We start from the raw sequence: 15,016 nt of genomic DNA on the forward strand, positions 1-15,016 counted from the left end.
GATTAGCCTTGTGGCAATCACCTGGATGGGACGATGACTGCTCTGCGCCTTCCTTTTATTTTGATGCTCGCCGGCGTTCTTGGCCTGGCGGGTTGCAGCGTTCACCAGCCGGTGTCGCTGTATCAACTGGACAGCGGAAGTCCGGTTCAGCCTGCGCAAAGCGCGGGCATGGCGGTTTTGTTGGGCCCGGTAACCGTGGCGGACTACCTGCAGCGCGAAACCCTGCTGCAGCGTCAGCCTGACGGCAGCCTGCAAGCCTCGGCCGATGGCCGTTGGGCTGGCAGCCTGTCTTCCGACATCGATCAGCTGTTGCTGCGTCAGGTGGCGGGTCACCTGGACAGCCAGCGCGTAGTGCTGGCGCCTGCGACAACCGGGTTCACTCCGGATGTACAGGTGCTGTTGACCATCACGCGCCTGGATTCGGGGGCCTCGCAACCGGCGATCCTCGATGCGCAATGGCGTTTGATCGACCGTCGTGGCCAGGTGCGCGATAACCGCATCATCCACCTGCAGGAACAGCACGCCGGCAGCACCGCGGCTCAGGTTCAGGCACAGGGTGCGTTGCTGCAGAAGCTCGCTGAACAGCTGTCGGTGGCGCTCAAGCCGCTGGCCAACCAGCCGCCGATTGCCGAAGCCCCGAAAAAGCCGGCAGCCAAGCCTGTGGCGCCTGCGGCGGAACAGGAAAAACAGCCGAAGATACCGATGGCTGCACCGATCCGTACGGATATGGAAGTGTTTCGCTTCTAGGTCCGGACTGATTCAACACAAAGCCCGCCTCGTGCGGGCTTTGTTGTTTCTGCAGGTTGGCGATCTCTAGCGCCTGTGCCGGCCTCTTCGCGGGCAAGCCTCGCTCCTACAGGGGCCGAGTCGTACCTGTGTCGCGCGAACGACGCCATCACTGTAGGAGCGAGGCTTGCCCGCGAAGGCGTCGGGACAGGCAACAAAAAAGCCCGCAGACGATCACTCATCTGCGGGCTTTTTCACATCAGGGCCAAAACCTATGCCCGGCGTTCGTGCATCCGCGCCAGTTGCCGCTCCAGCATCGATGGATAAGGCTCCATCAACCGCTCCACGCAGCAGGCGCCCTCAGGGCTGGCGATCGGGCGGATCCGTGCGCGTTGGCGGATCAGGGCATCGTCACTGATCTTGCGCTCCACCAGCAGCAGGTTGCGGCTGTGTTGCGACAGGGCCAGGGCATCCTGCGCGGCATCGGTCAGCAACAGGTCGATCTGGCTCAGGCCGAACAGCTCGTCGCCCAGGGTCAGGCCAAGCTGCAATTGCAAGGTGATGCCGCTGTCGGCGACTTCGATCTGCAGTTGATGGCCCAGCGCCCGCAGCAGCTCGCCGCAGCAGATGGCGTTGGTCAGGTAATCGTCGCCGCTGTCTTCGTTGTGGAACAGCATCAGCGTGCTGCCATCGTTCAGGGTGTGCATTTCGCTCTGGTAGAGCGAGGCCGCCTGGTCGAGGCAGTCGCGATAGCGTTTGGTCAGTTCTTCCAGGCGTGTCCGCGGCAGGCGTCGCAGTTGTTCCTGTGAGCCCAACTGGACGGCCAGCACGGCGCTGTGCTGCGGCACGCTGGAGGCCACGGGTTTGCTCAACGGTTTTGCCGTGCTTGCGGGCACATCATCGAGCAAATCGGCGAACGCCTCATCGTCATCATCTTCAACGGTGCTGACGACACGCCGTGGCGCGGCTTTCATCGCGGCCATCGGGCGGCTTTCATCGAAGCTTGGATCGCGCAGGTTACGCACTTCGAAACCCGGTTCGGCATCGTCGTCATCGATGTCGTCCAATTCGGGTTCCGGCACGGGCTCTGGTTCGGCCGGTTCCGGCGCGAAGTCGGCGTGCAGCTGGCGCGCCAGGTCGCCGATTTCGTCGTTACGCTCGGTGGCCGGGGTGTATTCGTCGATGTTGCGCAGCCACAACCGCAATTGCAGCAGTGGCGTGGAGAGGTATCGCCCCATGCGCAGGCTCAAGGCCAGGGACAGGGCCAGCAGGATCGCGCTCAAGATACCCATGCTTTGCAGGCTGATGGTCATCGGCTGCTGGAACTGATCCATGTCCAGGCTGATGCGCAGCTGACCGGCGGTCACGTCCTGGAAGGTGATCTTGCTCTGGTAGATGCCTTCGGCCTCGCCCAGCAGGCCGTGCTTGGGGCGCTGGCCGGCCTCGGCAAGGATCCGGTTATCCATGCTGTAGATGGCGGCGTGGGCCACCAGCTTGTTCTTGGTCAGGTTATTGAGCAGGACGTTGAGGCTGAGGATGTCGTTGGACACCAACAGCTCCGTGGCGGACGTCGCCGTTTGCATGGTCAGGCTTTCACCCAACGCATCGGCTTGCTCGTGCATGGCCTGCTTGAACTGCAAACCCATCACGCAGGCGTAGATCACCAGGGCCAGGGCGACCAGGATCACGTTATGGCTGGCAATGCGCAATGCAATCGGTACACGGCGGTGGCGCAGTGCACGGAAGATCAGCAGAAAGAAGTTATCGGTTTTTACTGGCGTGGGCCGGTTCACTTGAGCTCGGCTCTTTTGTCCGTGAAGTTGACGCGCAGTATAGCGACAGGCCCTAGACCGTCAAAGCGCTCACGGTGCCCGATGGTCACTGAATGTGGGTAGAATGCGGTTTTTTTCCACTTGCGGGGGTGCGCCTTGCGCGAAATCGTCCTGATAAACATCACGGGAGTCGACCGTCCGGGTCTGACTGCGGCCATTACCGGTGTTCTGGCCCAGGGTGGTGTGAACATTCTCGACATTGGTCAGGCGGTGATCCACGACACCCTGTCGTTTGGCATCCTGGTTGAAATTCCTGATACCGAACAAGGCAAGTCGGTGCTCAAGGACATCCTGTTCAAGGGCTATGAGCTTGATCAACAGGTGCGGTTCACACCGGTGTCCGAAGAGGATTACCAACAGTGGGTCGGTAACCAGGGCAAAAAACGCCACATCGTGACCCTGCTGACTCGCAAGGTCACCGCCGGGCAATTGCAGGCCGTGAGCTCGATCACCGCCAAATATGGCCTGAACATCGACCACATCGATCGCCTGTCCGGGCGCATGCCTTTGGATACCCCGGCCGATAAAGGCAAGGGTTGCATCGAGTTCTCCGTCCGTGGCGAGGCTGCTGATCCGCAGGCTCTGCGGGCCGAATTCCTCAGCGTCGCCCAGGAACTGAACGTCGACATCGCTTTCCAGGAAGATTCGCTGTTCCGTCGCAACCGCCGCCTGGCGGTGTTCGACATGGACTCGACCCTGATCGAAGCCGAGGTCATCGATGAGCTGGCCAAGGCGGCAGGCGTGGGTGACAAGGTGTCGGAAATCACCGAGCGGGCGATGGCCGGTGAACTGGACTTCCGCGCCAGCTTCAAAGAGCGCCTGGCGTTGCTCAAAGGACTGGATGTGGGCGTGCTGGACTCGATCGGGGCCTCGCTGCGCCTGACCGAGGGCGCTGAAACCCTGTTCGCCGAACTCAAGCGCCTCGGTTACAAGACTGCCATCCTGTCGGGTGGTTTCACCTACTTCGCCAAGCAATTGCAGGCCAAGTTGGGCATCGACTACGTGTTCGCCAACGAACTGGAAGTGGTCGACGGCAAGGTGACCGGCGTGGCGATCGAGCCGATTGTCGATGCACAGCGCAAGGCTGATTTGCTCAAGGAACTGGCACACAAGGAAGGCTTGCGCCTGGAGCAGACCATTGCAGTCGGCGACGGTGCCAATGACTTGCCGATGCTGGCGATTGCCGGGTTGGGCGTGGCATTCCGCGCCAAGCCGCTGGTCAAGCAGTCGGCGAAGCAGGCGATTTCCACCCTGGGGCTGGATGGCGTGCTGTATCTACTGGGCTTCCGCGACCGCGACGGCCAGCTGTAAAGCGTAAACCCACTGTAGGAGCTGGCTTGCCAGCGAAAGCGGTGTATCAGGTACACCGCGTTGCCGCGTTCGCCGGCAAGCCGGCTCCTACAGGTTCAGGCTTATGCCTTGGGCAGGCCCATACCCTGACCCATCCGCACCGGCGAACCCGCCACCAGTTCTTCAGCCCACTTCACCTGATCCGGCCCGAATAGCACGACAGCGGTCGAACCCAGCTTGAAGCGACCCAGCTCTGCACCTTTTTCCAGATGGATCGGCGCGCGTGCGGCTTCGTCGTAGCGGAAGGTTTTCAGCTCGCGTTTTGGCGGTGTCACCAGGCCGGCCCACACGGTTTCGATCGATGCCACGATCATCGCGCCCACCAGCACCACGGCCATCGGCCCGCGCTCGGTGTCGAAAATGCACGCCACGCGCTCGTTGCGGGCAAACAATTCCGGAACATTTTCAGCGGTGGTCTGGTTGACCGAGAACAGGCGGCCCGGGATGTAGACCATCTCGCGCAGGGTGCCGGCCAGTGGCATGTGCACACGGTGGTAATCCTTGGGCGACAGGTAAATGGTCGCGAAATCACCGCCCATGAACGGCGCAGCGTTCGCCGCGTCGCCACCCAACAGTTCCAGCACGCTGAAGCTGTGGCCCTTGGCCTGGAACACACGACCGTGCTCGATCGGGCCGAGCTGGCTGACGGCGCCGTCCGCCGGGCTGAGGATTGAGCCAGGTGTTTCGTCCAGCGGGCGCGCGCCGTCTTTCAAGGCACGGGTGAAGAACGCGTTGAAGTGCTCGTAGGCGGTCAGGTCTTCGACCAGTGCCTCGGACATGTTCACCTGGTAACGCTTGGCGAACCACGCGGTGAACGCATTCTTGAACCAGCGCACGCGGCATTCGGCGATGCAGCCGGCCAGTCGCGAGAGCAGGTTGTGGGGCAGCAGGTATTGGCTGACGATAAACAGACGCTTGTTCATTAACTGTCCTTAAAAACCTTGAATCTCTACGGGCGTATCGGGATGGTTACCCCATTCGCCCCAGGAGCCGGCGTAGCCCTTGACCCGCGGATAACCGAGGGACTTGGCCACCAGATAGGTGAAGCCAGATCGATGGTGAGTCTGGCAGTGGGTAATCACTTCTTTGTCAGCAGTAATGCCGAGCTGTTCGAGGATCTGCGGCATGTCGGTACGGATGCGCAGGTTACGCGCCTTGTCCATGCCCGCGGTCCATTCGAAGTTCACGGCGCCAGGGATGTGGCCGCCCTTGGCCGCCAGGACTTTCTCGCCGGAATACTCCAGCGGCCCGCGTGCGTCCCAGATCGCCAGGTCGGCAGCGCCGAGACGGCTTTGCAGGTATTCGCGGGTGGCGGTGGGTTCGTCGTGCAGGGTCAGCGCAACCGGGCCGCCAGCGGATGGCTGGATCTGGATCGACATGGGCATGCCTTCTGCCAGCCAGGCCGTCAGGCCGCCGTCGACATAGTGATACTTGCTGTGACCAATGACGTCCAGCAGCCAGATGAAGCGCCCGGCCCAACCGCCGCCTTCGTCGTCATAGACGACATAGACGGCATCGGGGTTGTGCCCCAGCTCTCCAAACAAGGTTTCGAGTGCTGCCTGCGGCGGCATCAGTCCCGGGGCGGGCGCCTGCCCCAGTTGCGTGCGTTTAGGATCGACAAAGCGCGCGCCGGGTATGTGCCCTTCGGCGTAGCGGGCGGGGCTGGTCAAGTCCACCAGGATCAGTTCGCGGGCGTCGAGACGAGGGAGCAAGTCGCTCGGCTCGATCACCAGCGGCAAGCCAGAGAAGTCAGACATGTGAGGTCTCCAGAGCACAAAAGGGGGGATTGTAGCGCAGCCTTATTGGCCGCGCTGGCTAAAGCTGTGCAGCGCTTTTTCGATGCATTGTGCGGTTTTGCCGAAGGCTTGCACGGTGATGTCCGAGAACGGCCCGCCACCCTGGTCTGCCACGACGATCATGATCACCCGCCCATTGTTGAGCAGCGAGCGCAGCAACAGGTGTTCACCGCTGAACTGGCTGCGCAGGTTGTTGGGCAGCAACGCGGAAAATTGCGCGTTGTTCAGGGGCGTCAGGCGTACCTGGGCCTGTTGCGAGAGCAGGCGTTGCAGCACGGCGCTTTGACTGACGACAAAGTTCAGGCCGGCCACTTCGTCAGGCAAGCCGGCGGTCTGGTGCACGCGCAGCTGTGAGTGGGTGCGGTCGGCCATCAGGATCATCACCCTGCGCATGCCACAGGCAACCAGTGCGTCACGGGCAGAGGTGGTCAGGTGGATGGCATTGGTGAAGCGACTCGGCTCGACCAGCAACTCGGCGCATTGTTTGCGCCACTTCGCCAGGTCTTCGGCGGTCGGGGCCGGGGCTGGCAGCAAGCCGGCATGCACAGGGTTAGTGCCCCATGGCCAGATCAGCGCGACAGCGGGGTGCCAGAGGTCGGGCATGGCGTGGTTACGCGCGCTGTTGGCGGCTTGCTGGTGCAGTTGTTGTTGCACCTGGTCCATCGGTATTTGCAAATAGAGGCTGGTCAGGTACTGCCAGCGCTCGCTGTGCGGACTGTCCCAGGCCTGGTGCGCCGAGAGCGCCAGGCCGTTGGCCAGCAGCACCGTGTTGGCCGGTTGATTGAGCCAGCGGCGCAGGGTCGGGTCGTCATCCAGGCGGTTCTGCTGGCGTAGCGGATGCTCGCTGTCACGGGCAATGCGCAGGACTTTCACGAGCTCCCGTTGCTCGGTGAGCAGCAGTCGATACCCCTGTTGCACCCAGATCGGCAGGTGCCACAGGTTTACCAGGGCCTGGCCGATTTCCAGCAGGCGAGCGCCAAACAGTTGCTTTTCGACGGAGTGCGCCGATTCGCCTTTATGAATGACCCGCAGCTCCCAATCTTCGAGCAGGTGCGGATGCGTCAGGGCCAGGGGCCAAAGTGGTGACAGAAACAGCAGGCTGCCCCAGTGGATGTCCTGCCACAGGCGGGCCAGGCGGCTGGCAAAAAAACCGTTGGCCTGTTGGCTGGCGTGCTGGCTGATCAACTGCAACTGGCGCAAGGCTTTCGGGATCTCGCCCTGGGGCACGGCGGGCAGTCGCGCGAGCAGCTCCTCGGTGCGTTTCAAGCCGAGGCGATTGATGGCAACTTCAAGATTTTCCGCAGGCTCGGTCATGCCACCCTGGTTGTACCGGTTGGCCTCGCGAATCACGCTCAAGGCCAGGGCCGGACTGTCCTGCATCAGGTCGGCGATCTTGCGCACAGAGCTGCGACTGTCGCGCAGTGCCCGGCAGACACGGTCGTGACTGGCCTGCGGAACCGGCAGGCGTACGCCGTCGAGAAGCTTGGTCCAGCCTTCGAGCGTGGTCGGTGTTGGCGTCGGGGCGTTCGTTTGTCTAGCCATGTCTGGAGGCGATCATCGTCAACAATACCTGTGCCCGGAGGGGGTCAAATTAGCTTTTCGCCTGAACTGGCTATAGTCTGGCGCAGTTTTGCCGATAAGTAGAAGAAGAGATTTTTTAACTTCCGAATATGACCTTGAACCAGACTCAGTAAGTGCTCTCCTACCTATGGCTAAAATTATCGGCATCATCGTCGTATTCGCGAGCGTGCTCGGCGGATACGTGCTCTCCCATGGCAAGATTGCCGCCCTGATCCAGCCTTTCGAGGTCATGATCATCGGTGGTGCGGCCCTCGGTGCATTCCTGCAGGCCAACCCCGGCTACATGACCATGCACGTGCTCAAGAAGTCCCTGAGCATGTTCGGTTCGCGTTTCAGCCATGCCTTCTATCTTGAAGTGCTGGGCCTGATCTACGAGATTCTCAACAAGAGCCGCCGCGAAGGCATGATGGCCATCGAAGCGGACATCGAAGATGCCGCGGCCAGCCCGATCTTCGCCAAGTACCCGACGGTCCTCAAGGATGAGCGCATGACCGCGTTCATCTGTGATTACCTGCGCATCATGTCCTCCGGCAACATGGCGCCCCATGAGCTGGAGGGCCTGTTCGACATGGAGCTCTACAGCCTCAAGGAAGACCTGGAGCACCCGTCCCACGCGGTGAACGGTATCGCCGACGCCATGCCCGGTTTCGGTATCGTCGCGGCGGTCCTGGGTATCGTGGTCACCATGGCCTCGCTGGGTGAAGGCGACCAGAAGTCCATCGGCCTGCACGTCGGTGCGGCACTGGTGGGTACCTTCTTCGGTATTCTCGCGGCCTACGGCTTCTTCGGCCCGCTGGCGCATTCCCTGGCCCACGATGCCAAGGAAGAACTGAACGTCTACGAAGCCATCAAGGCCTCGCTGGTGGCGTCCGCTTCCGGCATGCCGCCTTCGCTGGCCGTGGAGTTCGGGCGCAAGGTCCTGTACCCGGCGCACCGTCCTAGCTTCGCCGAGCTGGAACAAGCGGTTCGCGGTCGATAGTGCTTTGTTTCGCAAATACGTTCCTTTTTTGGCGAGTGACTGTTGTTGCCAGACAAGGCGCCGCGACGAGTCATAGCCCGCTATGGCGAGGAGCGGCAACGCCGTATGGCGACAACAGGCACCGTCAAAAAGGAACAGTATTTGTGAGACAGAGCACTCTCCATGGAAAATAATCAGCCGATAATCATCAAGCGCGTCAAGCGCATCGCCGGCGGGCATCACGGGGGCGCCTGGAAAATCGCCTTCGCCGACTTCGCCACGGCGATGATGGCGTTCTTCCTGGTGTTGTGGCTGCTGTCCACCGCCACCCCGGAACAGAAGATCGCCATCGCCGGGTACTTCAAGGACCCGATCGGCTTTTCCGAAAGTGGCACGCCGTACATCATCGATCTGGGCGGTACGCCGACCATGGCGCCGGAAAATACCCTCAACCCCGAGATGAAGACCCAGCCACAGCCGGACAAGGTGACGGTCGACGTCGAACAGGTCGAAGGCATGGCCGAGATGGTGGAGAAGGAGCGCCTGGAACTGCTGTTGCAAGAGCTGCAGAACAAGGTCGAAGAGAACCCGCAACTGCAGAAATTCAAAGACCAGATCCTGTTCGAGATCACCCCGGACGGTTTGCGTATCCAGATCGTGGACGCCGAGAACCGGCCGATGTTCGACTCAGGCTCAGCACGCCTGAAACCGTATTTCGAAGACATCCTGCTGGCCATGGCCGACACCATCAAGGCCGTGCCGAACAAGATCAGCATCAGCGGACATACCGATGCCAAGCCGTACAGCGGCACCGGTGAGTTCGGTAACTGGGAGCTTTCGGCCAACCGTGCCAACGCCGCGCGCCGTGCGTTGGTGGCGGGCAGCTATCCCGATTCGCAAGTGGCGCGCGTGGTCGGTTATGCCTCGTCGGCCCTGTTCGATCGCGAGCATCCGTTCAACCCGGTCAACCGTCGTATCGACATTATCGTGCTGACCAAGAAGGCCCAGCGTGCCATCGAAGGTTCGCAAGGCGCGGAACCTGCTCCGGATGCACCGCAAGGTTCGGCCGCTCCGGGAGCCGCACCGGCTGCACCGGTCGATCCGAACGCATTGCCGGCGGACAAGGAGCCGCTGCCGGCCCACGAACTGCGTGAGCGCTTGAACCTGTTCGATGACCCAGCACCGAAGCCGGGTGAATCGCCGAAGCAGTGATCTACGAAAAAGCCGACAGTGATGTCGGCTTTTTTGTGGGCGTTTTTGCATTAAAAGCCGCGGGTGATTCGGGTCTTGAGGTCGGCGTGAAAGCGGTCCGCATTGGATTTGTTGACACTGCGGACCGACTCGGTACCGGTCACTGACTCCAGTGACATCGAGCGCTTGAGCGTCGATTCGCTGCGATAAGCATCAATAAAGAACTCAATATCCTTTTCGCTGGTCAGCTTCGGCCATTTGTCCAGGTACAGCGGCAGCTCTGTCGGGCCGGTCTTGAACGAGCAGATACGCCGATTGGTGATGGTCGCCTCGCCGATTTCGAAGGGTACCCACCAGGACAGCGCGGTTTTCTCCGACACCACCGCCAGAAGGTGCGTGCATTCGCTGATGTTGCGGGTGATCACCCCGGTGATGTCGTCGGTGGTCTGGGATTCGGCATCCAGTACGTCGAGGTAGGTCTTGATATTGGCCTGTATCAGGCGCGTGTTGATGTGGATCGCGTGGGCGCGGTCCATGTGGCGGTAGCTGATAAACACTGGCATCAGAAATGTCCCTTGATTGCGAGTTCGCGGTAATAGGCGCCGAGGGCGGTGAGGCGACAGCCCGTGGAGTGGATGGCGGCGTAGTACATGTGTTCGGCGTCCACCGGTTCGACCAGGCTGTGGCGGTTGCACTTTTGCAGCTGGGCGAAGACCTCGCCCTGTTCCGGGTTGAACTCGGGTTCGGTGGGCTCGAAGCTGGGGGCGAGGGGGTACGTTGATTCCGCTTCGGCAAACCATTCGGGGAGTTTGCGCAGGATTTCCTTGGGGATCAGCGGCGACACTTCGCGCAGGGAGATGAACTGCGAGACGTTGGTCTTGAACACCGGACGCTGCTCCCAGGCATCGAGCGCGTTGTCGACAAACGCATACAGGCTGCCGGGGGTGATCTTGCCCAGGATGTTCGCCGCTCCGCCGTGCAGGGCCTGGAGCAACAAGCCGGTGAACACGCCGTGCTGTGCGCCCTCCATCGCCGGTTCTTCCTTTTTGCAGGCGGTCAGAATGGTCATGCCTTCGCCGACCACGCTGCCTTCGCTGCGCAAGGCACGCAGTTCGCCGGCCGAGCCGCTCTGGCAGCAATCGAGAATGATCACTTTGTTCTTGATCTTCGTGGCCTTGCTGGCCCAGTTCAGAATGTCGCTGAGGCGAATCCCGTCCTTGGCGCTCTTGTAATCCTGCGGGATCAACATGCCTTCGTCGGTGTCGGTGTCGAAGCTGCCGTGGCCGGCGAAATACAGCAGGGCGACATTGCAGTCCCCGGAAAACAGCTCGCGGATCTGGTCTTCGAGTTTTCCCCGGCCCAGGTAGTCCTCGGCGGAGGTCAGCACGATGTTCTTGAAGTTCGGATCGCCGTTGGCGTCGGTCTTCAGCACCGAGGCCATGGCCATGGCGTCGTTGCTGCAGCCTTTCAGGCTCGACACATGGGTGTAGTCGTTGATGCCGATAAACAGTCCCTTGCGCATGGTTACACCGCCGTATGCTGGCGAATCGCATTGATGATGCTGTTGGTGTTCCACGCGCATTCGGCATGTGCCGCGTCACGGACCACCGTGGAAATACGCTCGGCACCGAACGGCTTGATCGCAATGATCACCTTGCCCATGCGCTTGGCGATCTCGATTTCCTTGTTGATCCACTTGCTGTAGGTGGAATACATCCCGGCCATGATCAGTACCGCCGAACACGGGCGGATCTTGTTTTCGATAGCATCCTCGAGCTGTTTGTCGGTTTGTGCGCCGACAATCGGGTTGTGCGGTGGCACCGAAAAATTCTTGAAGGTGAAATCCGGCTTGGCGTTGAGCAGGCGCACGAGGCTGTCGTGGGCGTCGGAGTAGTTCCACGAGTGGCTGATGAACAGATGGTAGGTTTGCATGGGTGTCCCTCGGTGTCGCAGGAGTGCGAAGAGGGCTTGAAGTTAGGCGATTGCAGGGCAGCCACAAGGGGGCGGCGCCGAAAGAGAAATGCCCTACAAGTGAGGGTTTGCAAGTCTTACAGAAAGGTCTGACGTTTAAGTGGGGCGGGAACCAGCCGCCGATCGCCCCGCTGAAGTCAGGGCGGTCGGCATGTCTGTTTAGTAGCCGTTTTCCGGCAGGCTGGCGATGATCGAGCGGTAGCTGTTCATCCGTTGCTGTTGCACACGACCGTCTTCCAGGGCCTTGAGCAGGGCGCAACCGGGTTCGCGGTCGTGCTTGCAGTCGCGGAAGCGGCAGGTGCCGAGCAAGTCGTTGAACTCGATGAAGCCGGCCTCGACATCGGCACGGCTGACGTGGCCCAGGCCGAATTCGCGGATACCCGGGGAGTCGATCAGCTCGCCGCCACCGGGGAAGTGGAACAGGCGCGCGGTGGTCGTGGTATGGGTGCCCTGGCCGGACAACTCGGACAACGGGCCGACGCGGGTTTCGACTTCCGGCAGCAGGCTGTTGACCAGCGACGATTTGCCGACGCCGGACTGGCCGACGAACACGCTGATGCGCCCGTCCAATTGCTTCTGCAATTGCTCCATGCCGTTGCCGTGGTGGGCCGACACTTCCAGCACCGGATAACCCAGGGTGCGGTAGACCGCGAGCAAGGCATTCAGCGCCGGGGCGTTGTGCTCGTCGATCAGGTCGAACTTGTTCAGCAACAGCAGCGGCTTGATGCCGGCGTGTTCGGCGGCTACAAGGTAGCGGTCGATCAGGTTGGCATGGGGCTCAGGCAGTGGCGCGAACACGATGACAATCATGTCGACGTTCGCCGCTACCGGTTTGAGCTGGCCGCGGCTGTCCGGGCGGCAGAGTTCGGTATTGCGTGGCAACTGCGCCACAATGACGCCGATACCCTGGTTGCCGGCACGCCAGACCACCTGGTCGCCAGTCACCAGTGCGGGCAGGTTCGCCCGCAGGTGGCAGCGGAACACCTGGCCGGCCAGTTCGCCATCGCGGGCCTCGACTTCGACCTGCACACCGAAGTGCGCGATCACCAGGCCGTGCTGTTCCGGGCCCAGGTCGCCGCCCTCAAGTGCCTCGACGGCCGAGGACTCGCGTTTGGCGGCGCGGGCAGCGCGTTCGCCCTGAATCTTTTCGATGCGCCAGTTTTGACGACGATTGAGTTGGCGTTTGGCCATGGGTGTTCCGTAGTAATAATGCAGCGATTAGGTAAAACGGCCGCGAGTTTAGCACGCCCGGCCACTGGCCTAGGCTAAACTGCGCAGCATTGCCTAGGAGCCGACACATGCAAAACCCGCAGAACCTGATCTGGATCGACCTGGAAATGACCGGTCTGAACCCGGATACCGATGTCATCATCGAAATGGCCACCATTGTCACCGACAGCGACCTGAACACCCTGGCCGAAGGTCCGGTGATCGCGATCCACCACAGCGACGAAATCCTCGCTGGCATGGACGAGTGGAACACTCGGCAACACGGCGGTTCGGGTCTGACCCAGCGCGTGCGCGACAGTCGCATCAGCATGGCCGAAGCTGAAGCGCAAACCATCGCCTTCCTGGAGAAGTGGGTGCCCAAGGGCAAGTCGCCGATCTGCGGCAACAGCATTTGCCAGGATCGTCGCTTCCTTTATACGCACATGAAATCCCTGGAAAGCTATTTCCACTACCGCAACCTTGACGTTTCGACCCTCAAGGAGCTGGCCGCTCGCTGGGCGCCGGACGTTCGCGACAGCTTCAAGAAGGGCAGCACTCACCTGGCGCTGGACGACATTCGCGAGTCGATCGCCGAGCTGCAGCACTATCGCCAGCATTTCATCAAGGTTTGATCGGGTGGCATAAACGCTGACACTTTGCCCCCTTTTGGTGCTTCAGCGAAGTGCGTAGACTGCGCGCCTTTTCGCAAGGATCGCCACCATGTTGCTGATGCTTTACCTGATCGCCATTACCGCTGAAGCCATGACCGGCGCGCTGTCTGCCGGGCGTCGCGGCATGGACTGGTTCGGCGTGGTGCTGATCGCGTGCGTCACGGCGCTGGGCGGCGGTTCGGTGCGCGACGTGCTGCTCGGCCACTACCCGCTGACCTGGGTCAAACACCCGGAATACCTGGTGCTGACCACCATTGCAGCCATGATCACGGTGTTCACCGCACGCTGGATGCGCCATTTGCGTTCATTGTTCCTGGTGCTCGACGCCGTCGGCCTGGTGGCGTTCACGCTGATCGGCTGCATGACCGCGCTGGAAATGGGACATGGCATGCTGGTCGCGTCGGTCAGCGGTGTGATCACTGGGGTGTTTGGTGGCATCTTGCGGGACATCTTCTGCAACGATATTCCGCTGATCTTTCGGCGCGAACTGTACGCCAGCGTCTCCTTCGCGGCGGCGTGGTGCTACATGCTCTGTCTGTACCTGAATCTGCCTGGGGAGCAGGCGATCCTGATCACGCTGTTCGGCGGCTTCCTGCTGCGCCTGCTGGCGATCCGCTTCCATTGGGAAATGCCCAAGTTCGTCTACAACGACGAGGCCTGACGGTCGGCGTGCTGCTGCAACGCCCACTCGACATGCTCGCGCACCACTTCGGACGGATGTTCGCGTCGTGCCTTCAGCGCTTCCAGTACCGGAATAGTTGAAGGCGCATTCCCCAGGCCCACTGCCAGGTTGCGCAGCCAGTTTTCGTAACCGGTCCGGCGCAAGGGCGAGCCTTCGGTGCTGCTCAGGAATTTATCCTCGTCCCACATGAACAGCTCGGCCAGCTCGGCGTTGTCCAGGTTGTGCCGTGGCTTGAAGTCGCTTTCGCCGGACGGGCGGGCGAAGCGGTTCCAAGGGCAGACGATCTGGCAGTCATCGCAGCCGAACACCCGATTGCCGATCAGCGGTCGCAGCTCTTCGGGGATGGCGCCCTTGAGTTCGATGGTCAAATAGGAAATGCAGCGCCGGGCGTCCAGCACATAGGGGCCAACGAAGGCATTGGTCGGGCAGATGTCGAGGCAGGCGCTGCAGCGGCCGCAGTGTTCGGTGGCATGGGGTGGGTCCACTGGCAGCGGCAGGTCGACGAACAGTTCGGCGAGGAAGAAGTAACTGCCGGCCTTGCGATTCAGGACCAGGGTGTTTTTACCGATCCAGCCCAGGCCTGCTTTCTCCGCGATGGCTTTTTCCAGGACGGGAGCGCTGTCGACGAACGCGCGATAGCCAAACGGGCCAATCTGGGCCTGAATTTTCTCCGCCAGATGTTGCACGCGTTTGCGGATCAGTTTGTGGTAATCGCGGCCCAACGCATAACGCGAGACGTAGGCTTTTTCTGGTTGGGCGAGCAATTGCGCCATTCTGGTATCGCCCGACAGGTAGTCCATGCGCAGCGACACCACGCGCAAGGTGCCCGGCACCAGTTCTTCGGGGTGCGAGCGTTTGCTGCCGTGGGCGCCCATGTATTCCATTTCGCCGTGGTAGCCGGCGGCAAGCCAGCGTTCCAGGTGCTGCTCATGCTCGGCGAGGTCCAGGCCGCTGATGCCGACTTGTTGAAAGCCCAGCTCGCGGCCCCAGTCCTTGATGGATTGGGCGAGGGCAGGCAGGTCTGTGGTAATAGCGGGCATGAGGCGAGA

Annotated in this window: 15 protein-coding genes; 6 read left to right on the forward strand and 9 right to left on the reverse strand. The window is 61.4% G+C overall.

Translation table 11 applies throughout. From position 1 onward, the window contains the following. The first annotated feature begins 33 nt into the window (after window positions 1-33). Window positions 34-747 (forward strand): membrane integrity-associated transporter subunit PqiC, encoded by a 714-nt coding sequence (locus tag HFK74_RS13940; protein WP_180204006.1) that lies wholly within the window; start codon window positions 34-36, stop codon window positions 745-747. A gap of 251 nt (window positions 748-998) precedes the next feature. Here HFK74_RS13940 and HFK74_RS13945 read toward each other — a convergent pair whose 3' ends face one another. Beyond that, window positions 999-2,519: an AhpA/YtjB family protein gene (locus HFK74_RS13945; protein WP_180204007.1), complete on the reverse strand. Its 1,521-nt coding sequence runs from the start codon at window positions 2,517-2,519 to the stop codon at window positions 999-1,001. Window positions 2,520-2,654: 135 nt separating this feature from the next. Between HFK74_RS13945 and serB the strand changes: the two genes are divergently transcribed. Further along, window positions 2,655-3,869, forward strand: coding sequence for a phosphoserine phosphatase SerB (gene serB / locus HFK74_RS13950; protein WP_034148725.1), 1,215 nt, complete (start codon window positions 2,655-2,657; stop codon window positions 3,867-3,869). A gap of 101 nt (window positions 3,870-3,970) precedes the next feature. Here serB and asd read toward each other — a convergent pair whose 3' ends face one another. The 3 genes from asd to HFK74_RS13965 are packed head-to-tail and all read right to left on the reverse strand — an operon-like array spanning window position 3,971 to window position 7,246. After that, window positions 3,971-4,831 carry an archaetidylserine decarboxylase gene (gene asd, locus HFK74_RS13955; protein ID WP_180204008.1) on the reverse strand — a complete coding sequence of 287 codons (861 nt, stop codon included), beginning with the start codon at window positions 4,829-4,831 and terminating at the stop codon, window positions 3,971-3,973. Between the two features lie 9 nt (window positions 4,832-4,840). Beyond that, window positions 4,841-5,665: a rhodanese-like domain-containing protein gene (locus tag HFK74_RS13960; RefSeq protein ID WP_180204009.1), complete on the reverse strand. Its 825-nt coding sequence runs from the start codon at window positions 5,663-5,665 to the stop codon at window positions 4,841-4,843. A gap of 42 nt (window positions 5,666-5,707) precedes the next feature. Beyond that, entirely contained in the window at window positions 5,708-7,246 is a 1,539-nt protein-coding gene (locus tag HFK74_RS13965) for an HDOD domain-containing protein (RefSeq protein WP_180204010.1), read from the reverse strand. A gap of 166 nt (window positions 7,247-7,412) precedes the next feature. On the opposite strand from HFK74_RS13965, the gene motA reads away from it, so the two are divergent. Further along, entirely contained in the window at window positions 7,413-8,264 is an 852-nt protein-coding gene (motA, locus tag HFK74_RS13970) for a flagellar motor stator protein MotA (protein WP_008063575.1), read from the forward strand. Between the two features lie 162 nt (window positions 8,265-8,426). Further along, entirely contained in the window at window positions 8,427-9,455 is a 1,029-nt protein-coding gene (motB, locus tag HFK74_RS13975; protein ID WP_180204011.1) for a flagellar motor protein MotB, read from the forward strand. A gap of 50 nt (window positions 9,456-9,505) precedes the next feature. On the opposite strand, the gene HFK74_RS13980 is transcribed toward motB, so the two are convergent. The 4 genes from HFK74_RS13980 to rsgA form a co-directional block, all read right to left on the reverse strand. Continuing rightward, window positions 9,506-9,997 (reverse strand): toll/interleukin-1 receptor domain-containing protein, encoded by a 492-nt coding sequence (locus HFK74_RS13980; RefSeq protein ID WP_180204012.1) that lies wholly within the window; start codon window positions 9,995-9,997, stop codon window positions 9,506-9,508. Further along, on the reverse strand, window positions 9,997-10,956 hold the full coding sequence (locus tag HFK74_RS13985) for a caspase family protein (RefSeq protein ID WP_180204013.1): 960 nt from the start codon (window positions 10,954-10,956) through the stop codon (window positions 9,997-9,999). The genes HFK74_RS13980 and HFK74_RS13985 overlap by 1 nt, the downstream gene beginning before the upstream one ends. A 2-nt stretch (window positions 10,957-10,958) precedes the next feature. Further along, on the reverse strand, window positions 10,959-11,366 hold the full coding sequence (locus tag HFK74_RS13990; protein ID WP_180204014.1) for a TIR domain-containing protein: 408 nt from the start codon (window positions 11,364-11,366) through the stop codon (window positions 10,959-10,961). A 198-nt stretch (window positions 11,367-11,564) separates the two neighbouring features. After that, on the reverse strand, window positions 11,565-12,596 hold the full coding sequence (gene rsgA / locus HFK74_RS13995) for a small ribosomal subunit biogenesis GTPase RsgA (protein ID WP_008064125.1): 1,032 nt from the start codon (window positions 12,594-12,596) through the stop codon (window positions 11,565-11,567). A 107-nt stretch (window positions 12,597-12,703) separates the two neighbouring features. Between rsgA and orn the strand changes: the two genes are divergently transcribed. Next, window positions 12,704-13,246, forward strand: a complete 543-nt coding sequence (orn, locus tag HFK74_RS14000) for an oligoribonuclease (protein ID WP_020798550.1) — start codon at window positions 12,704-12,706, stop codon at window positions 13,244-13,246. An 88-nt stretch (window positions 13,247-13,334) separates the two neighbouring features. Continuing rightward, window positions 13,335-13,946 carry a trimeric intracellular cation channel family protein gene (locus HFK74_RS14005; protein ID WP_008064122.1) on the forward strand — a complete coding sequence of 204 codons (612 nt, stop codon included), beginning with the start codon at window positions 13,335-13,337 and terminating at the stop codon, window positions 13,944-13,946. Here the strand turns inward: HFK74_RS14005 and queG are convergent. Further along, the gene (gene queG / locus HFK74_RS14010) at window positions 13,928-15,007 is read right to left on the reverse strand and encodes a tRNA epoxyqueuosine(34) reductase QueG (RefSeq protein ID WP_180204015.1); all 1,080 of its coding nucleotides are present in this window, start codon (window positions 15,005-15,007) and stop codon (window positions 13,928-13,930) included. The genes HFK74_RS14005 and queG overlap by 19 nt on opposite strands. Window positions 15,008-15,016 lie beyond the last annotated feature (9 nt).

Origin of the sequence: Pseudomonas sp. SbOxS1, assembly GCF_013416725.1 — a bacterium.
Taxonomy (GTDB): Bacteria; Pseudomonadota; Gammaproteobacteria; order Pseudomonadales; family Pseudomonadaceae; genus Aquipseudomonas.